This window comes from Draconibacterium orientale (assembly GCF_900111425.1).
GTDB lineage: Bacteria > Bacteroidota > Bacteroidia > Bacteroidales > Prolixibacteraceae > Draconibacterium > Draconibacterium orientale.
Genome location: NZ_FOHT01000003.1, coordinates 65,421 through 84,461, shown reverse-complemented (window position 1 = coordinate 84,461; position 19,041 = coordinate 65,421). Strand labels below are relative to the sequence as shown.

11 protein-coding genes are annotated in these 19,041 nt (G+C 40.6%); 9 read left to right on the top strand and 2 right to left on the bottom strand.

Annotation, left to right across the window (positions count from 1 at the left end):
- Window positions 1-53 precede the first annotated feature (53 nt).
- The 6 genes from BMW53_RS03075 (at window position 54) to BMW53_RS03050 (ending at window position 12,127) form a co-directional block, all read left to right on the top strand.
- A complete protein-coding gene (locus BMW53_RS03075) occupies window positions 54-2,429 on the top strand; it encodes an ABC transporter permease (protein ID WP_038557190.1) in 2,376 nt (791 codons plus the stop codon).
- A 260-nt stretch (window positions 2,430-2,689) separates the two neighbouring features.
- Window positions 2,690-5,023 (top strand): ABC transporter permease, encoded by a 2,334-nt coding sequence (locus BMW53_RS03070; protein WP_168136400.1) that lies wholly within the window; start codon window positions 2,690-2,692, stop codon window positions 5,021-5,023.
- A 345-nt stretch (window positions 5,024-5,368) separates the two neighbouring features.
- The gene (locus tag BMW53_RS03065; protein ID WP_081804796.1) at window positions 5,369-7,798 is read left to right on the top strand and encodes an ABC transporter permease; all 2,430 of its coding nucleotides are present in this window, start codon (window positions 5,369-5,371) and stop codon (window positions 7,796-7,798) included.
- A 110-nt stretch (window positions 7,799-7,908) separates the two neighbouring features.
- Window positions 7,909-8,370, top strand: coding sequence for an IS200/IS605 family transposase (gene tnpA, locus BMW53_RS03060; protein ID WP_038557183.1), 462 nt, complete (start codon window positions 7,909-7,911; stop codon window positions 8,368-8,370).
- 99 nt (window positions 8,371-8,469) lie between these two features.
- The gene (locus tag BMW53_RS03055; protein ID WP_038557181.1) at window positions 8,470-10,833 is read left to right on the top strand and encodes an ABC transporter permease; all 2,364 of its coding nucleotides are present in this window, start codon (window positions 8,470-8,472) and stop codon (window positions 10,831-10,833) included.
- A 292-nt stretch (window positions 10,834-11,125) separates the two neighbouring features.
- Window positions 11,126-12,127 carry a DUF4097 family beta strand repeat-containing protein gene (locus BMW53_RS03050; protein ID WP_038557178.1) on the top strand — a complete coding sequence of 334 codons (1,002 nt, stop codon included), beginning with the start codon at window positions 11,126-11,128 and terminating at the stop codon, window positions 12,125-12,127.
- A 2-nt stretch (window positions 12,128-12,129) separates the two neighbouring features.
- Here BMW53_RS03050 and BMW53_RS03045 read toward each other — a convergent pair whose 3' ends face one another.
- A complete protein-coding gene (locus tag BMW53_RS03045; RefSeq protein WP_038557175.1) occupies window positions 12,130-12,945 on the bottom strand; it encodes an SGNH/GDSL hydrolase family protein in 816 nt (271 codons plus the stop codon).
- Window positions 12,946-13,203: 258 nt separating this feature from the next.
- Here BMW53_RS03045 and BMW53_RS03040 point away from each other — a divergent pair, with 258 nt between their 5' ends.
- From BMW53_RS03040 to BMW53_RS03030, 3 genes are all read left to right on the top strand, one after another.
- Entirely contained in the window at window positions 13,204-14,241 is a 1,038-nt protein-coding gene (locus BMW53_RS03040; protein WP_038557173.1) for a metallophosphoesterase family protein, read from the top strand.
- Window positions 14,242-14,387: 146 nt separating this feature from the next.
- Window positions 14,388-15,056, top strand: coding sequence for an ABC transporter ATP-binding protein (locus BMW53_RS03035; RefSeq protein ID WP_038557171.1), 669 nt, complete (start codon window positions 14,388-14,390; stop codon window positions 15,054-15,056).
- 120 nt (window positions 15,057-15,176) lie between these two features.
- Window positions 15,177-17,585: an ABC transporter permease gene (locus tag BMW53_RS03030; RefSeq protein ID WP_038557169.1), complete on the top strand. Its 2,409-nt coding sequence runs from the start codon at window positions 15,177-15,179 to the stop codon at window positions 17,583-17,585.
- 89 nt (window positions 17,586-17,674) lie between these two features.
- Here the strand turns inward: BMW53_RS03030 and BMW53_RS03025 are convergent, their stop codons facing one another.
- Window positions 17,675-18,835, bottom strand: a complete 1,161-nt coding sequence (locus BMW53_RS03025; protein ID WP_038557167.1) for a helix-turn-helix domain-containing protein — start codon at window positions 18,833-18,835, stop codon at window positions 17,675-17,677.
- Window positions 18,836-19,041 lie beyond the last annotated feature (206 nt).

Below are 19,041 nucleotides of genomic sequence, written 5' to 3'. Positions count from 1 at the left end.
AGCGAAGTATCGGGATTGAGGCTTTGAGATACGAATAACAAAACAAGTTAAGAATGAAAAATCTGAAAATGATAATCCGAAGTTTATTGAAGCACAAGTTGTTTTCTGTGCTCAATCTTTTGGGGCTAACAATTGGCCTGACTTGTGTTTTTATTATTCTGGCATGGATTTACAACGAAACAGAATATGACAAGTTTAATACAAACTATACCGATATCTACCAGATTAATTTCAAAAATCAAAAAGAAGAGATGTCGATGGCGGGAACACCCAACCCGCTGGCACCTGTAATCGAAGATGAGATTGCAAATGTAAAGCTGGCTGTGCGTTTAAGAAATGCTCCCGGATTTGCCTTTAAATACAAGGAAAATATGTATTTCGAAGAGAACGGAATTACTGCCGATCCACAGTTATTCCGAATGTTTAGTTTTCAGAGTTTGTACGGAGACCCGGTTAAAGCGCTGGAGCAGGTAGAAGGAATAGTTATTACCGAATCGTTTGCCAAACGCTATTTTAGGAATGAAGATCCTTTGGGAAAAGAAATTCAGATAAGAGGAAAAGAGTTTGTTACGATTTATGCAGTAATCAAAGATTTACCGTCACAATCGCACATTCAGTTCGATTATGTTTTACCGCAAAAACTGCTGGAGCAATACCATTTCTGCGGGTTATTATGGGGCGATCCCAATTTTCGTACTTATGTTTTATTAACTCCGGGTAGCGATCCTGAAAACACCGGGCAAGAAATTACAAGAGTTGCAAAGTCGAACGGAATGCCACACCTTCAATCCGGTGAAATATCTGCATATCTGCGGCCATTGGGGAGTATTTATCTCGACTACTCGGTTAACAACCGTTTGGGAGAAACAGGCGACTTCCGCTATTTATACATTTTTGGTTCGGTTGCTTTGCTGATTTTGTTACTTGCCTGCATCAACTTTGTTAATCTTACCGTTTCGATGTTTGCAAAAAGGCAAAAGGCCACATCTGTTGCAAAAGTATGTGGAGCAAGCCGCAAAACGGTTTTTCTGAATAGTATTGCTGAAAATGCCGCACTAATAATTGTTTCGTTCATTTTGGCGATAATAGTTATAGGTGTGGTTCGGGCTCCATTTCAAAACATGATTGGAAAGCCTTTTAATGAACATATTTTTACGCCTCGATTTATTGGCATCATGGCGCTGGTATTGTTTTTTACCCTCACGCTTTGTACAATTTATCCGGCACTTGTGTTTTCGCGTGCTAAAGCTATCGAACTGATGAATCGTTACAACAAGCAAAAGTCAGGTGTTTTGAAAAGTATGGTGGTTTTTCAGAATGTTATCGCAGTTTTACTTATTGTGGCTGCCATTGGTGTAAACAAACAGATGCAGTATATCAACCACAAAAAACTTGGATTTGAAACCGATCAGATTGCATACACTTATTTAAGGGGAAATATAAATCAGAAAATTTCGGTGGTGAGGCATTCATTGTCTGAAAATCCGAACATTACTGAAATTAGTTTAAAAGATTGTCCCCCGTTTAGTCAGGTGAACGGAACTGTTGGGATTTCGTGGAAACAAAACGGAGAATGGCAGAACCAAAATACTGCGCATCCTGTGGCGATGGAAACCACACGCATCGACGACCATTACCTGGAGATGATGAATGTTGAGTTTGTTGCAGGTCGTAATTTTTCAAATGAAATTACTGCCGACAAGCAAAATTATATTGTAAACGAGGAAGCTTTGCGTTTAATGGGATTGACAGATCCTGTTGGTGCCGAATTTTCGCTTTACGGGAAAAAGGGAATAATTTTAGGTGTTATAAAGGATACTTATTTTAAATCGCTCCATCAGAAAGTAAATCCTCAGGTATTTCATTTGTATAACAACGAAGCGGAAGAATCCTATTTCAGCTCCTTGTTTTTCAGAATAAGCGGCGATATTCCGGCAACGATCGAATTTGTTGAAAACATCTGGACCGAAAATAATCCGGGGATACCATTTGAGTATCATTTTCTTAATCAGGATTACGAAGATTTATACAAGAAGGATAATCAAATTGCCGGTATCCTTAATTTCTTTACCCTGTTGGCTGTGTTTATTGCCTGTTTGGGGCTCTTCGGACAAGCTGCAATATCGAGTGAAAATAAGATAAAGGAAATTGGCATCCGTAAAGTAAACGGTGCCAAAGTTGCAGAGATACTTACCATGCTGAATAAAGACTTTATTAAATGGGTGGTAATTGCCATTGGAATTGCAACGCCTATTGCCTGGTACGCCATGAATAAATGGCTCGAAAACTTCGCCTACAAAACCACACTAAGCTGGTGGATATTTGCACTGGCCGGAGTGTTGGCTTTGGGCATTGCGCTACTAACAGTTAGTTGGCAAAGCTGGCGGGCTGCTACGCGAAATCCTGTTGAGTCACTCAGATATGAGTGAGGATCTGCCTGCGGTAGGCAGGAATCCCGATCGAAGCATCGGGGTCGAAGCCTTACGGTATGAGTAAGGCGGAGATCCTCGATAGCAAAGCGTATCGGGATTGAAGCTCTACGATACGAGTAGTGAGAAGTGCGTAGATGCTGACAAACGAAGTTTCGTTAGTATTGACGCGTTGAGATATGAATAAATAAGCAAAGAGCTGGGGGAGAAGTGAATTCTGTTTCGCTTTGCTCCATGCTCTGCGCGCAATGCAAAAAACTATGTTACGATTTAAAATAAAACTGGCATTCAGGAATTTGTTGAAGAACAAGCTGTATTCATCGCTTATTATCGGTGGGTTTGCTATCGGTTTTACGGCCAGTATTTTAATTGCCTTATACTACAGTGCTGAACACAATGTGGACAAACACTTTGCCCGGCATGAAAAAATTTATCGTTTGTACGATGCGAAAAAGAATGAATCGGGACTCGACTACAAAATAAATGCTGTAATTGCTGAACACTACCCGGATGTTGAAACAACTTGTCCACTCGCTTTCTCTTATTTTCCTATCACGCTAAAAGATCCTGAAACACGAAATTACACACGCGTTGAATACATTATTTCTACGAATAATAACTTTTTCAATGTATTTTCAATACCCGTTTTATCCAGCCTGGAAGAGAAGCCTTTTAGTCAGTTGAACTCGGCAGTAATAACTGAGTCGGTGGCCAAAAAACTTTTTGGAGATGAGAACCCGTTAGGAAAGACGATTAAGGAGGAATTTTTTACCGCAACGGTTACGGCTGTTATGCAAGACTTGCCCGAAAATTCGAGTTTTAAAGCAGAGTTACTTTTGAACAGCGAAAATGAGGACTTTCAGATGGCACAAGCCTGCAATAACGGCGTTTGTATATTTCCAACCGAGCACTTTCTCTTGCTAAAAAATGATATCGATCCTGATGATTTTTCAGACAAGATGAATGCTTCTATCGGGCAGTTCAATACAACTACCGATAGCCTGGCGCTGCAAAGTTTATCTGATATTTATCTTTCTCCAACAAAATTGGGTTGGACAGATGAGCACACCAAAGGCAATTCAAAAATGCTGTTCATTTTTATGGCAATTGCCATTCTGATTATTCTCCTTTCGAGCATTAATTATCTGAATTACACGGTGTCGATGCAGTATGCAAAAATGAAAGAAATTGGTATCAACAAAACCAATGGTGCCGGGAAACCACATTTGCTTGTCGATTCGCTTATTGAAGTTACATTAGGAATATTAATTGCACTAACTATTTCAATCGCGCTGGTGTCGCTTCTTTTACCGACAACCGAAACCTTATTTGGAAGAGAAATTCAACTTTCCGATGTAAACCTTCAACATTTGTTGCCTGTTTTTCTTGGCACCATAGCTTGCATTATTCTTCTGAACAGTTTAGCGCCTATCTATATTCTATCGCAGTTTAATATTGTCGATTTTCTGCAGGGAGGACGGAAAAGAAACGGAAAACAAATCGGGAAACAGCTTATGCTTACCTTTCAGCTAACAGTTTCCATAGCATTGATTGCAGTGGTGATGCTTATTTTTAAACAGCTGCAGTATGTAAAACACTTTGATTTAGGTTTTAACGAAGAACACCTGGTGAGAATCGAACTCCCGTGGTTGTTCGAAAATCAGACGGCTTTGAGAAATGAAATCAGCGATCTTTCTTTTGTATCAAGTAGTGCCTTGAGTAACGGTTATCCGGGGAATATTAATATGAGCATGGGAAGTGGGGTAGAAGACGATGAATTTATGGTGAACTGTATTTATGTGACTGAAAATTTCCTGAAAACAATGGGAGTTCAGTTGCTTGATGGCCGAAATTTTTTAGCGGGCGATAAAGGAAAGTCTTGCCTGATGAATGAAGCTGCAGTAAAACGTTATGGTTGGGAAAATATTGACGGTAAGAAATTTAAAAATGGGCGAGAAGGCGGTTATGATGTTGTGGGCACAGTAAATAACTTTAATGTGGAGTCACTGCATTCTTCTTTAAGTCCGGTTGCTTTGATTTACGAATCGGACAGGGAGTACAATACGCTTTCACTGCGACTGAATCCCGGAAACATCGGGCAACAAATCAATGAACTTCGAAAAGTATGGGAAACCATGTTACCGGATGACCCCATGGAATTTACTTTTTACGACGACCAGTTTCAGGCCATGTATATCAAAGAAGATAAACTTTCAAAGTCGATTTCCTTCTTTTCGTTTATCGCCATTGTATTGACTTGTATGGGGATTTTGGGGCAGATCTTCCTGATCAGTCTGAACCGGACCAAAGAAATTGGAGTGCGTAAAGTAAACGGAGCAACCGTTTCGGAAATACTGTTTTTGCTAAACAAAGATTTTGTGCTTTGGGTAATTGCGGCTGTAGTAATTGCCACGCCCATTGCCTGGTACGCCATGCATAAATGGCTCGAAAACTTTGCCTACAAAACCACTTTAAGTTGGTGGATATTTGCTTTGGCCGGAATACTCGCACTGGGAATTGCACTGCTAACGGTAAGTTGGCAAAGCTGGCGGGCTGCTACGCGAAATCCTGTCGAAGCCTTACGGTATGAGTAAGGCGGAGATCCTCGATAGCAAAGCGTATCGGGATTGAGGCACTCCGATATGAATAGTTTCGTTTTTCCCCAATCCCTAAAGGGGCTTCTGGCCGCAGGAAAAAGAAGATTTGAGAATAATATGAAGGATAAAAACAAAATAAATGAGTTGACAATCGGAGATACGAAAAAGTCCCCCTCAGAGCTTGTCCCGATTGTAATCGGGAGGATTTAGGGATGAGGAAGAAGAGGAAAGCTGGCGGCAGCTACGCGTAATCCCGACAGAATCGTTGGGGAGGACGCTTTACTATACGAATAAATAGAAATTTAAAACGATCAAAAATAAACCGATAAAATAAAATCAAAAATGAAACAGTTTTATCACATTAAAATGGCTTTTAGAAACCTGGTTCGTGAAAAAGGAAATTCAGCATTTCTTCTCCTTTCTCTTTGCATTGGTTTGGTTACGTTTATTCTCGTGTCGGGGTATGTGTTTTACGAAAAAGGTTACGACCGTGTATTTCCCGGTAACAAACAAATTTACCGGGTAAGCACCGATATTTACAGCGGAAACGAATTGAGTCTTTCAATTCCGCAATGCGAACGCGGGGTGGCAGCTACCTTAAAAGACGAATATCCGCAGGTTGTGGCGGCCGGTTATCTTACCGGAACAAACAATCCGCAATATAAAATTGGCGACGAAATTTTCTCCAACAATCATGTTTATCATGCCTCTGCCGGTTTCCTCGATGTGTTTTCAATTGCATTAACCCAGGGCTGGAAATCAGAGGTGTTAACCCGGCCCTACACGGCTGTTATATCCGAAAGAACTGCCAAAAAGTATTTCGGAGATGTTAACCCTGTTGGCCAGGTTTTATTTAAATACCCGGTTTTTGAATATACCATTGAAGGTGTTTTTAAAGACCTTCCGGAGCAGGCACATTTTTCTGCCGAAATTTTGCTTTCCTTTCACGACGATATGCACCTGCCGCCACCGGCAAAGGCACAGTGGGGCGAAACCGGATTTTATACCTATCTGAAACTGGACAATAATGCAGCTGTAAAACAGATTGAAGCAGCAGTAAATGCGATTGTTGCAGAAAATAAAAAGTTACAATTCGAAAAAAGTAACGTTAAGCATGTTTATCATCTTCAACCGCTGAACGATATTCATCTGCATTCAGAATTAAAAAACGAGCTGGAAACAAATTCGCGTGCACAATATGTAATTCTTGTTTTTATCATCGGAATTCTAATTCTTTGCGCATCAGGATTCAATTACATTCAGTTTGCTTTTTCGAGGTTAATTCATTCCGCCCCCAAAACCGGAATCAAAAAAATAAACGGTGCCACACGTTCCGAGATTGTATGGGCCTCGCTTTCCGAATCGTTGATTATTCATTTTTTTGCCGTTTGTATTTCGCTGCTTGTGGGATGGATGTTGATTCCTGTTATGCAAAACCAGTTCGGAATTTTTCTGAAACCGGTATTTACCAGCCCGCTTTTTCTGGCCATTTTGTTTTCAATTATTTTTCTGGGCATAGTAATCGGCGGTGTTATTCCTGCATTAATGATTAACCGTTTTAATAGTTTGGAGTTGCTGAAATTGCGCTACAAACCGGTTTCCAAAGGAGTGTCGTTCAGGCAGATAGTTGTTGTTGCCCAGTTTGTTATAATTATTGCCATTGTTGCCGGAATTACCGGAATCAGTAAGCAGGTTAATTTTCTGATGGACAAAGACAAAGGTTTTGATGTGAAAAATACCCTGGTAATTAAGGTTCCTAAAAATCTTCGGATAACATCGCAGCGAATTAATAACCTGCAGGCTTTTGAAGAAGAGTTGTTGAGCAATAGTGCAATATTGGGTTTTTCGAGTTCGAACGTGGTACCGGGAGATTTGTCGGCCTACAACTTTAATTTTACCGAAACGCTGACTGGAAAAGGCGGGAAAGCCGCGCTTATTGTTGCCGACGACAATTTTATAAAAAACTACAATATTCCGCTTTTGGCCGGAACTAATTTCCGGGAAACAGGCACTTCAGCACAAAACAATTCGTGTATTATCAATCGTGCCGGATTACAATATCTTGGGTTTCAAAATCCGGATGAGGCCATCGGAAGAGCCATTAAAATGGAAGATGAAAGTGGTATGCAAAAGTTCGAGGTGTCGGTAATTGGAGTTACCGGGAATGTGGATTTTAGTAATGCAAAAGAGAGCCACAAACCTATGGTTATTATCAATTGGACCGAAAATATGATTTGGGGAAATTACTCCATTAAAACCTCAACTGCTGATTTTGCTTCCGTTATTCCTTTTATTAAAGCGCAATTTACCCGCACATTCCCTAATTATCCGTTCGAATATTTAGTTGTTGAAGATTATTACAACCGGCAGTTTGATAACGAAATGCAGCTCATAAAAATATTCCGTCTGTTTGTTATTGTAGCCATTTTTATCTGTGTAATCAACCTGTTTTCTATTGCCTGGTTAATTTCGTTGGCCCGGGTGAAAGAAATCGGTATCCGCAAAGTAAACGGAGCCAAAATCTCCGAAATACTCGCCATGCTCAACAAAGACTTTGTAAAGTGGGTAGCCATTGCTTTTGTAATTGCCACACCCATTGCTTACTACGCCATGCATAAATGGCTCGAAAACTTTGCCTACAAAACCACATTAAGCTGGTGGATATTTGCCCTTGCCGGAGTATTGGCTTTGGGAATTGCATTGTTAACGGTTAGCTGGCAGAGTTGGCGGGCGGCAACGCAGAATCCTGTTGAGGCACTCAGATATGAATAGAAGTCGCGTAGCGACGATGTTATGGTAGAAATGAGATTTATCTCATTGGTTAAATCGCATAGCGATGATGTTTTGGTCAGAATAACAATTACGAATAAAAATAAATAACAATGGCAAATACCTATACCCAAATGAATATACATGCCGTGTTTTCGGTAAAAGGGAGAAGCAATTTTATTTCAGAAAAATGGCGGGATGAATTGTTCCGATACATGGCAGGAACATTAAAGGAAACCAAAAATTATTCGCTAGCGGTAGGTGGGTACAAAGACCACATTCACATATTTTTTGAATTACACCCAACAATTTCTGTTTCCGATGTTTTGAAGAATGCAAAAGCCAAATCATCGAAATGGATAAATGAAAAAGGATTTGTTGCCGGGAAGTTTGAATGGCAGGCTGGCTATGGAGCGTTTTCCTATTCTCGTTCTCAACGGAACAGAGTTATTCAATACATCATGAAACAAGAAGAACATCATCGGAAAGGTTCATTTAAAGATGAATATCTAACGTTGTTGAGAAGGAATGAAATAAAATATGAAGATGCATATTTGTTCGAATTTTACGAATGAGGAAGTGATAACACCGTCCCTATGGGACTTTTGCCAATGCTGCATTTTCTTTGCTACCAGAACATCGTGCCGATGGCACTTAACAAGACTTAATTAACCATGATAAAAAACTACTTAACCACAGCACTTCGGTTTTTAAAACGAAACAAACTTTTTGCCGGAATAAACATTATGGGGCTTTCGCTTGCCCTGGCAGCCTCGTTTGTTATTTTGTTGTATGTAATTAACGAGTTGAGTTACAACACCAGCTTTAAAAACCGGAAGCAGATTTACCGCGTATTGCACAATAATGCTGATATAAAAATAACTGACGACGGTGCGCCCTATATTCTTACAAAGCATTTACAAGACGAATTTCCGCAGATAAAATATGTGGCTCCAACCCATTTTGTGACGGAATTTAGTGTAAAAATGAATGAGGATTATATTCCTGTTGATCGGGTTGTTGGAGCGGATTCAGACATATTTAATGTCTTCGATATTAATGTTCGTGGTCAGCAAGCGAATATTCTCGATGAACCAAATTCCATTATCCTTTCAAAAGAACTGGCACAAAAACTTTTTCCGGATCAAGATCCCATCGGACAAAATTTAGTTGCCCAAATTGACGAAAAGGACGAAGTTTTAGAAGTAAAGGGAGTTTTTGATAATTTTCCTGTAAACTCAACTTTTCAGGCCGATTGTTTTATTAATGTAAAGTGGACACTGCAACAGATTAATAGTAGGATTAAAGAGCGAGATGCTGAAACAGACTGGCGTTCCATGTACTGGCAAACCTGGTTATTACTGGATAAAAACAATAGTGGGGGTTCGCTTGATGAACAGTTTCGCTCGTTGGAGAAAGAGGTTTTTAGCGATGACGAGAAATACGAATTCTCCCTTCAAAATTTATCTGATGTTTATTTTGGATCGCAGGATATTAACAGCGGACTGCCACAAGGCAACCTGAAAAATATTCGGATTTTTTCAGCCATTGCTTTGCTCGTAATCTTAATTGCAGCACTTAACTATATCATTCTTTCAACGGCGGTCTCAACCGGCAGGTCAAAAGAAATTGGGATTCGGAAAACCAATGGTGCCGGGGCGAAATCAATTCGCCGGCAATTGCTGAATGAATCATTGATTCTGTCGATTTTGGTTTTACCAGTCGCGCTGTTTCTCGCCTGGATGGGGAAACCTTATGCCGAAGACTTGTTTCAAACCAAACTATTAATCCTCCGGTCAAATATTGTCATTTATGTTTCTGTTTATGTGTCGCTTACTTTGCTTATTGGACTAGTGTCGGGACTATATACCGCGTCGTATTTATCAAAGTTGAATGTAATCAGCATTTTAAATAACTCAGTGCGGACAGGAAAACGAAAGTCGCGTGTGCGTTCCGCCCTGATTGTTGCTCAATTGGTGATCTTCTGCATTTTTGTTTCAAGTACACTCATTATCTATTCTCAATACAAGTATGCGCTGGAGAAAGATCCGGGTTATTATAACAAGGATGTTTTGTTCGTTGATATGGGCCGAAGTTCTCAGAGCTCAAAAGCATTTATAAACAGCATTAAGGCTTTTCCTGATGTGCTGGCAGCCGGAGGGGCAATAGATGCTTTACCAATGACCAGTTTTTTCGCTTATCCGATGGAATTTCCCGGTGATAAATCGCAAAAAGTACCAATTGAGCTTCTGGCAGTAGATTATAATTTTTTAGAAGCTATGGGAATTCAAGTGATTAAGGGAAGAAGTTTTGAACTTGGAGACGATGAAAACGCATATATACTCAATGAAAATGCGGTAAACGAATTGGGATTATCCGATCCGGTTGGAAAAAAAATTGATGTAGTTGATGGAACCGTAATCGGGGTTGTCAAAAACTTTAACTTGCACTCATTTCACAGCAAAATTCCACCTTTAATTATGTTCGCGTCCGACGATTTTGCTCAACAGGTTGCGGTTCACTACAAAACCGGAACGCTTGAAAGTGTACTGCCTTTAATTAAATCTGAATGGCAAAAGATTGTTCCCAACGAGCCCATGAATTATAAAACCATGGATGAATTTCTAAAAGAGGTTTATACCGAGGAGAAAAACCTGAGTGTGATTGTTTCTGTGTCGGCATTTTTTGCACTGCTGATTGCTTCATTTGGGCTGTTTGGCTTAACACTTTTTATTATGAAATCGCAAACCAAAGAAATTGGAATTAAAAAGGTATGCGGAAGTTCCGGGCAAGGAATCGTGTTGTCTTTCCTGAGCAAAAATTTTATAATGGTAGTTATCGCAACTTTACTTTCAGTTCCTCCCACAATTTTTGTAATGAATAAGTGGCTAAGCAATTTTGCTTTTAAAACCGACATTTCATGGTGGGTGTTTGTAATAACATTTGTGTGTGCAGCAATTGTGGCTTTGTCAACGGTGTTGTTTCATTCTTATCGCGCTTCACGAATTAATCCTGTCGAAGCTCTCCGTTATGAATAAAGGAGAGCGGAGATCCGCGATAGCGAAGCGTATCGGGATCGAGACACTCAGATATGAGCAACTTAGTTTACCCCAACCCTAAAGGGGCTTCGATCCAGAGGAAAAAGGCGATTTGAGAATTGTTTAAGAGTTAAATACAAAATAAATGAGTTGCCATTCGGAGATGTGAACAAGTCCCCTCTAGAGCTTGTCCCGATTGTAATCGGGAGGATTTAGGGATTAATAGTAACTATTCCAAAAGTTTGTCGTCCTATAACTAATAATCAGATTAAACAATTAAATCAAACTTATTATGAAAACTCAAAAAAGCCTCAGATTATTTACATTAATTGCAGTGCTAACCACTGTGTTTGCAATGAATAGTTTTGCAAAAGACGGACAGCCAACCATTACAAAAACCTTTGATTTAAACCAACCGGGGCAACTCAATGCGTCTTCGTCGGGAGGCGGAGTAACGGTAGAAACACATAATCAGCCGAAGGTTATTATCCAGGCATTTGTACGAAAAAATGGAAATTTATTATCGCCAACCGACAGATCGTTGGATGAGGTTTTAGACGATTTTGATATCGATTTTTCAAAAAGCGGATCCACAATTACCGCAGTTGTAAAACGCAGAGGGCAAATGAATTTCTGGCGGAACAATGTAGGTATTTCACTCACCATTATCGTACCTGAAGAAATGTCGTGCGATGTATCGTCAAGTGGCGGCGGCCTGAAAATATCAGGAGTAAAAGGAACGCACGATTTCTCAAGCAGTGGCGGTGGCGTACGACTGGAGAATACAAGTGGTACTACAAAAGCCAGCTCATCAGGCGGCGGTGTGAAAGCCACCAACCACGATGGCGATATTCGCCTAAGTTCCAGCGGTGGCGGTGTTTCGGTTGAAGGTGCACACGGAAGTGTTTATGCACGTAGTTCAGGTGGTGGTGTAAGTCTGGAAGGTATTCATGGTTCGGCAGATGCATCAAGCAGTGGAGGTGGTGTAAGTGTAAGCGGAGAAGCCAGCTCGGTTACAGCAAAATCAAGCGGAGGTTCGGTTCGTGTAAATATTCGCAATTTAACCGATGAGTTGTACCTGCAATCCAGTGGAGGTGGTGTTTCTGCTGTAATTCATGGTGGCGAAAAATTGGGTCTCGATTTGGATTTGCGTTCAGGCAAAGTGAATATCGATTTGCATAACTTTACCGGAACTTCCGAAAAAGACCGTGTAAAAGGCAAAATGAACGGAGGTGGAATTCCGGTTTATGCACATGCATCCGGCGGAAACGTTACCATCACTTACGAGGATTAGCATCATTCAACAAACGTCGCGGGCAGGCTCAGTAACTGATACTGAATGGTTTTTGCCAAGCGGTAATTTCCCAAAGTATTGGGATGCAGACGATCCGTTTTTTCATTCATGTAATATTTCACATGCGAATCTTCCAAAGGATAAAGACCGCTAATGGAAAAGAGATCGATAAGCGGAACAGCCCAAATGGAAGCAGCCTCCCTTAAAACATTTACATAATCGTCTTGGTAAAGTCCAAGATCGTTGGCAAAATTTTCATCGGGCTGCACATTTTTGTCGCTAAATGTGGCAAATGCCCGGTGAATAGGCGTCATTATAATGATTTGCTGGTCGGGGTAATTGGCTTTTAAAAAGGCCATTACTTTATTTATCCGTCCGCAAAATGTAGAATCGTTACTTTCGTGAATCCGGTATTTCCGAATCACATTCGTTCCGTTAAAATTGGTTTCTTTAGCGGTTTCGCGGAAAAAATTACCAAGCGGAACATTGTGGTTGTAGTCGTTGGTTCCGGCAAAAATCAATATGGCATCCACATCTGTTCCGTGCTCTTCTTTCAGTTTTAGTGCCTGTCCGTAAACACCCGTCCACTGGTGTCCGCTAATTCCGTAAACATAAGGTTCTATGCCCAACATTTGGGTCAGGTATTCCCAGTAAACAGTGCGCGGCGTGTTGTCTCTTTCCCATTTCTGAGTCATCGAATCGCCCAGGAAAGCTACCTTTTTGTTTTTCCATTGAGAATCCCGGAAACTGTTCTGTTGCCCGTAAACGGATGACAGAAAGCTTATAAGTATAAGAAATGTAGCGCTAAGGTTTTTCATGATTGAATTTTTATTGAACAAAGTTTTGTTTTCAGGAGCATAAAATTACACTAATTTATAGTAGAGCGAAAGCGAATTTTATTTTACTGCATCATCTTATCTGAAAATTGCCATGGTTTTGCTGTGGGGATAATCGTCAACTTCAGGAATTTTCTCAATTCGAATGGTAACAGATAATTAAACCATTTGAAAATGGTTATTTTAGAAACAAAATTTTCAAAACCGGAGTTTTAAGAGAAACCATAAATGCATTTATCCATGAAAAAAACTACGTTATTACTCGTTTTTATGTTTGCTGTACTTTGTAGCGCAACTGCAAAAGATACCTCAAATCCTATACTTCGTTTTGATGCCAACGGAAAGTTTAAAATTATACAGTTTACCGACATCCATTTTAAGTACAATTCTTACCGGTCCGACAGTGTTTTAATAATGATGAAAGCTGCGGTTGAAGCCGAGAAACCTGAATTGGTAGTGTTAACCGGCGATGTGGTTTGTTCCGAAAACACGAAAAAAGCATGGTTGGCGCTAACAAAAATATTTGTTGATGCGAAGGTTCCGTGGGCAGTTACACTCGGTAATCACGATATTGAATATGAGTTGACCGGCGATGAAATTATGGACATCATCACAGAACTTTCGTATTGTGTTGCCAAGAACGGACCTGAGGACGTTTCGGGAAGTGGAAACTATATTTTAAAAGTTCAAGGATCAAAAACGAAAAATGCTGAAGCCTTGCTTTATTTTATTGATTCACACTCGGGCTTGGACGAAGAAAAAGGCCTGGGAAGTTACGACTGGATAAAATTCGACCAGGTGCAGTGGTACCGCGAACAAAGTAAAAAACTAACCGGGGCTAACGGCGGAAAACCTTATCCGGCTTTGGCATTTTTTCATATTCCGCTGCCGGAATACAACGAGGTTTGGGGCCAACCAACAACAGTTGGAGTGAAGGAGGAAAAAGTGTGTTCGCCCGATATAAATACCGGAATGTATAGTGCTTCTCTCGAATCGGGCGATGTAATGGGAATGTTTGTGGGGCACGACCATGTGAATAACTACATTGGCACTTTGCACAACATTGCTTTGGTTTACGGACAGGCCACCGGACGAGAAACGTATGGCGATATTGGCAAAGGTTACCGCGTGATTGACCTTTATGAGGGAGAACGGAAATTCGACACCTGGATTCGGATAAAATACAAGGCTAACCGCGATGAAGATTTATGGGAGCCAACTCATATTAACGAAAAACAGAATTTTGTAAACTATCCGGATTCCTTTATTGAAAACTAATTGACGTAATTGACAAAAAGTTGTACAACTTGTGTAAAATACTTTTACACTTCTTTACATTGTCTTGGTTTTACTTTGTTGATAATCTGTGTTTTGTGAAAAAGGCATCGGATTTGAAATAAGTCGGCAGAAAACAAAAGAGTAATATGATACAGCTTAAGAACATCGACAAATACTACGATGCCAGGTTTCAGCGAACCTTTGTGTTAAAAGGCGTAAATCTTGATATCAATCAAGGCGAATTTGTTTCCATTATGGGGCCCAGTGGCGCAGGTAAATCAACTTTGTTGAATATTATTGGCTTTCTGGACGAACCCAACGAAGGCGAGTATTTGTTCCTTGATCAGCCGGCCAACCAGTTAAAAGAAAAACAAAAGGTGCAGTATCACCGCAGTCACATCGGCTTCATTTTTCAGGCCTTTCACCTGATTGAAGAAATGAATGTGTACGAAAACATTGAAACACCGCTGGTATATCGTGGCGTGAAAGGTAAAGAGCGCAAAGCCATGGTTGCCGACATGCTCGACCGCTTTAATATTGTGGCCAAGAAAGATCTGTTTCCCAGTCAGCTTTCGGGCGGACAACAGCAGCTGGTGGCCATTGCACGCGCTATTGTGGGAAGCCCAAAACTGTTGCTGGCCGACGAGCCCACCGGAAACCTGCACAGCGAACAGGGCCAAATGATTATGGAACTCCTGAAAAAACTGAACGACGAAGGAATGACTATTATTCAGGTAACGCACTCCGAAGAAAATGCAAAATACGGAAACCGCATTGTTCGTTTAAAAGATGGTTATTTGAAAGAAGATGAATAGCTACGTAAATTGCACGAAAATGTCATTTCGAATGCAGTGAGAAATCTGTAGCAGCAAAGCAAATAAGTAACAGATTTCTCGTTCATGTTTCACTCGAAATGACAGCTTAATAAAGCACAAATGGTACTGAAAGTCGTATTAAGAAACCTGCAAAAGCATCCGTTTTTAAACCTGGTAAAAGTAATCGGGCTTGGTCTGGCCTTAACCGGGATACTATTTATTGCCTTGTTTCTGAAGAATGAACTGACCTACGATTCATATCATCAAAAATCGGCCCGGACTTATCGCTATACAAGCACCGATCCCGATTTTTTTAGCGGAAAACATTTTGCCCGCATTGTCAATCCCGGCTACATTCACGAAATGAGCGATGCGCTGCCGGAGTTGGAAGAATTTGTTCGCTTGCGTCCGGTGCGCGGCGGTTTAATAAAATACGATCAGCGGTACTACAAAGTGGCGCAGGCTTTCGAATGCGACAGCACTTTTTTTAATGTTTTTGATGCTGAAATGTTGATGGGCAATAAAGAAACGGTGCTTGAAAATCCGGCCTCAATGGTTATCACTCAAAGTTTTGCTCAAAAAGTATTTGGAGATAAGAATCCGGTGGGAGAGGTGCTGACTTTGCCATCCGGGCAATATTACGGCGAGGATCAGGATTTTACCATTGCAGGGGTAATGAAAGACTTTCCGGCAAACAGTCACTTTCATTCCGATTTTGTGGCTACTCCGCTGGCCGATCAGTTTACCAACGGCTGGGCCTGGACATACCTGGTTTTAGCTGAAAATACTACGGTTGAAAATGTTAAAGCAGGAATATTCGATTACCTGAAAAACAATAACGAGACCAACCCGGAGGAAATGGATACCGAAGTGCATCTGCAAAAGATTTCCGATATTCATTTAAACTCGCATAAACTCCGCGAGATTGAGGAAAACAGCAACATCCGAAATGTTTATGTGCTGGCCATTGCCGCTTTTATTTTACTGCTTATTTCAATTAGTAATTACGCCAACTTGAATATCGGAATGAGCGGTTTTAGCGCAAAATACCTGTTTATAAACAAGCTGCTTGGCTCATCAAAAAGTGCTGTGGTTAAGTATTTCTTTTTCGAGGGGATTTGTATTCTTGCGGCAGCCTTGTTTTTTACCGTTTTGCTGTCGGTGCCGGTAAATGCGGCGATTGTTCGTTTTTATCAACTGAATTTGCTGGCCGGCAATTCCACAACAATCTTTCTGCTGGTGTTGGCATTCAGTTTATTAACGCTGGTGCTTGGAATGCTTCCGGTTCTGAAATCCGTTTTCTCATCCATTCGTCTGGGTGGGAACAGAGGTTCGGCGGTGGCGGTTCACCGAAATGGTGTCAGCCGTGTTTTAATCGTTTTTCAATACGCTTTTTCCATTGCTTTAATCATTACCGTAATTGTTATTTCGCGGCAAACCAACTACGCGTTAAAAAACAGTATGGGCGTTCAGCAAAACAATGTTATTTGTTTTGAATCGGTTCACGCCAGCATTCAGCAGAAGTTTGCTGTGCTTAAAGCGGAATTACTTCAATACAACAGTATCGAGTCGGTTTCTGCCATGTTGGAACCTCCCGGTGGCGAAGCAAACGATATGTTTCCGTTTGAAATGGAAGATTACGAAACGGAAGATCCCGACCGGAATTTTGAAAGTATTGGTGTTTTTCCCTGCGATTATTCGTTTCCATCGATATTTAATCTGCAGTTTCTGGCCGGAACCAATTTCTCGGAAAACAATAAGGACAACGAAGGCTCAGGCGAATACATAATTAATAAAGCCGCTATGAAACGCCTGCGTTATTCCAATCCGGAGGATATCGTTGGCAAAGATTTCAAACTCATCTTTTCATCTCCGGGATCGGGAATTACCATTCCGAAAGGGAAGATTATTGGTGTGGTTGAAGACTTTCATTTGTCGAGTTTGCGAAAACAGGTAGAGCCGCTGGTGCTTTTTAAACGCGATAAACTGTGGCTTTTAAACTTTGTAGTGTCGGTTAAAGCCGGCATGAAAGATGAAGCGCTGGCCGATATGAGAAAGGTGTGGAATGAGCTGTTTCCCGAATATCCTTTTCAATACGAACATGTTGATGCGCTATATAAACGCGTGTACAAAACAGAATTGCTGCAAGCGCGTTTACTATCGGTTTTTACGCTTATTGCCTTGTTTATTTGCTCGATGGGATTGTTTGGTTTGGCACTTATTATTACGCAAAACCGTACCAAAGAAATTGGTGTGCGGAAAGTAAACGGTGCGCGCGTTTCCGAGATTATTACGCTGCTGAATAAAGATTACATGAAATGGGTGGCGCTGGCCTTTGTAATTGCCTGTCCGGCGGCGTGGTTTGCCATGGATAAATGGCTCGAAAATTTTGCCTACAAAACTCCATTAAGCTGGTGGATATTTGTCTTGGCCGGGATTCTGGCTTTGGGAATCGCCTTGTTTACAGTAAGCCTTCAATCGTTCCGGGCCGCTAGCCGAAATCCGGTTGAGGCACTCCGGTACGAATAGTTGCTTAATGCGAAGATCCCGACAAACGAATTTCTTCAGAACTGAAGCCCTTTGTTACGACTAAACAGAGGCAGAGATTCCGGCATATTTTAAGCCATTTTAAACGCATGTTTTTCGCGATATTTCCCCGGAGTTGTTCCTTCAATTTCTTTAAACACCCGCGAAAATGATGCAACAGAACCAAAGCCGGCTTGCTGGGCTATATACTCCATTGTAAATTTGTTGTTTTCGCTGCAAAGCAGTAGTTGTTTGGCTTCTTCCACCCTGTATTTGTTTACAAATTCGTTAAAATTCATTTCAAATTCATCGTTAATTAACTTCGAGATGTAGGTGCGGTTGGTATGCAGCGACTCGCAAACGGTGCTTATCCTGAGGTCGTTAACCTGGTATATTTTGTCGTGTTCGAATAGTTTTAAAAGGCGTGTTTTTAAATCATTTTCAGAAGGTGCGGGAATCTCCTTATCCCCGTCTCTTTCTTCGTGTTCATTAAGCTGTTCAAAGATTTCGCGCTGCATATTTCCTTTGTACCCGATCAGAAAAAATGTGGTGGAAAAAAAAACTGAAGGAATGAGAAGGGAAAGGTTGTTATCCATAAAATAACTTCTGCCCATTAAGGCAAAAACAACAGCTGCTATCGATACAACAAAGGCAAGAATGCTCAGATGGCGTACCCAGTTCATTTTTTTTCCTTCGGTGTTCGAAAAATAGTGGTTAATGGTTTGGTCGTTTTTGTTGGTGATACGAATTATCAGCACCAAATAGCCTATAGTTTGAAGAATAAAAACAATTCGGCTTAGCAGAAAAATGTATCCTTTTATTCCGGGTAAAGTGTTAATGTTTATGGCTTTCAGGTTTGTTTTGATAAGAATGTGCTCAACGTAATATATACGTTGTTCGGGCAATAGTATAAGCGTTAACAGTAGTGAAACTATCCCAAAAAAAATGCCGGGTATAAAGTGAAGGAAATGCCGCGGTGTTTTGTAGCGCAGGCCTGTAAGTTTTAAAATGTAAGTGTAAAAAAGCGGGTATAGCGACAGGCCGGTGTATAGATAGATACTTTCGAAAAAAGCATAAAGGTGATACTCTTTCGAAAAAAACAGGGCATGTGAAATGTATAAAAAGCTGGCAAAAATTAAAAACAGGCCAAGTGTCCATCGTGGAGCGTTATACGATTTCTTTTGTGTTAAAAATATTATGCCCCAGAATACGGTAATGTAAATGGGTGTTAATAGAGCAATAGTTTGAATCATTAGCGCATTAAATTATAATATAAAAGTATAAAATATAGGTCGATACAGATGCTTTTTACAATATGGAGCTTAATTTTTACGATTTGAAGCTGTGTTTATCGAACGGCAAACGATCTTTGCAAACGTTTAGAGAAGTGCTCTGTAACAATTAATAAACAATATTCGGTGGTTCTTCGGTAGTGTTTTGTTGCCGTAAACTGCTCACC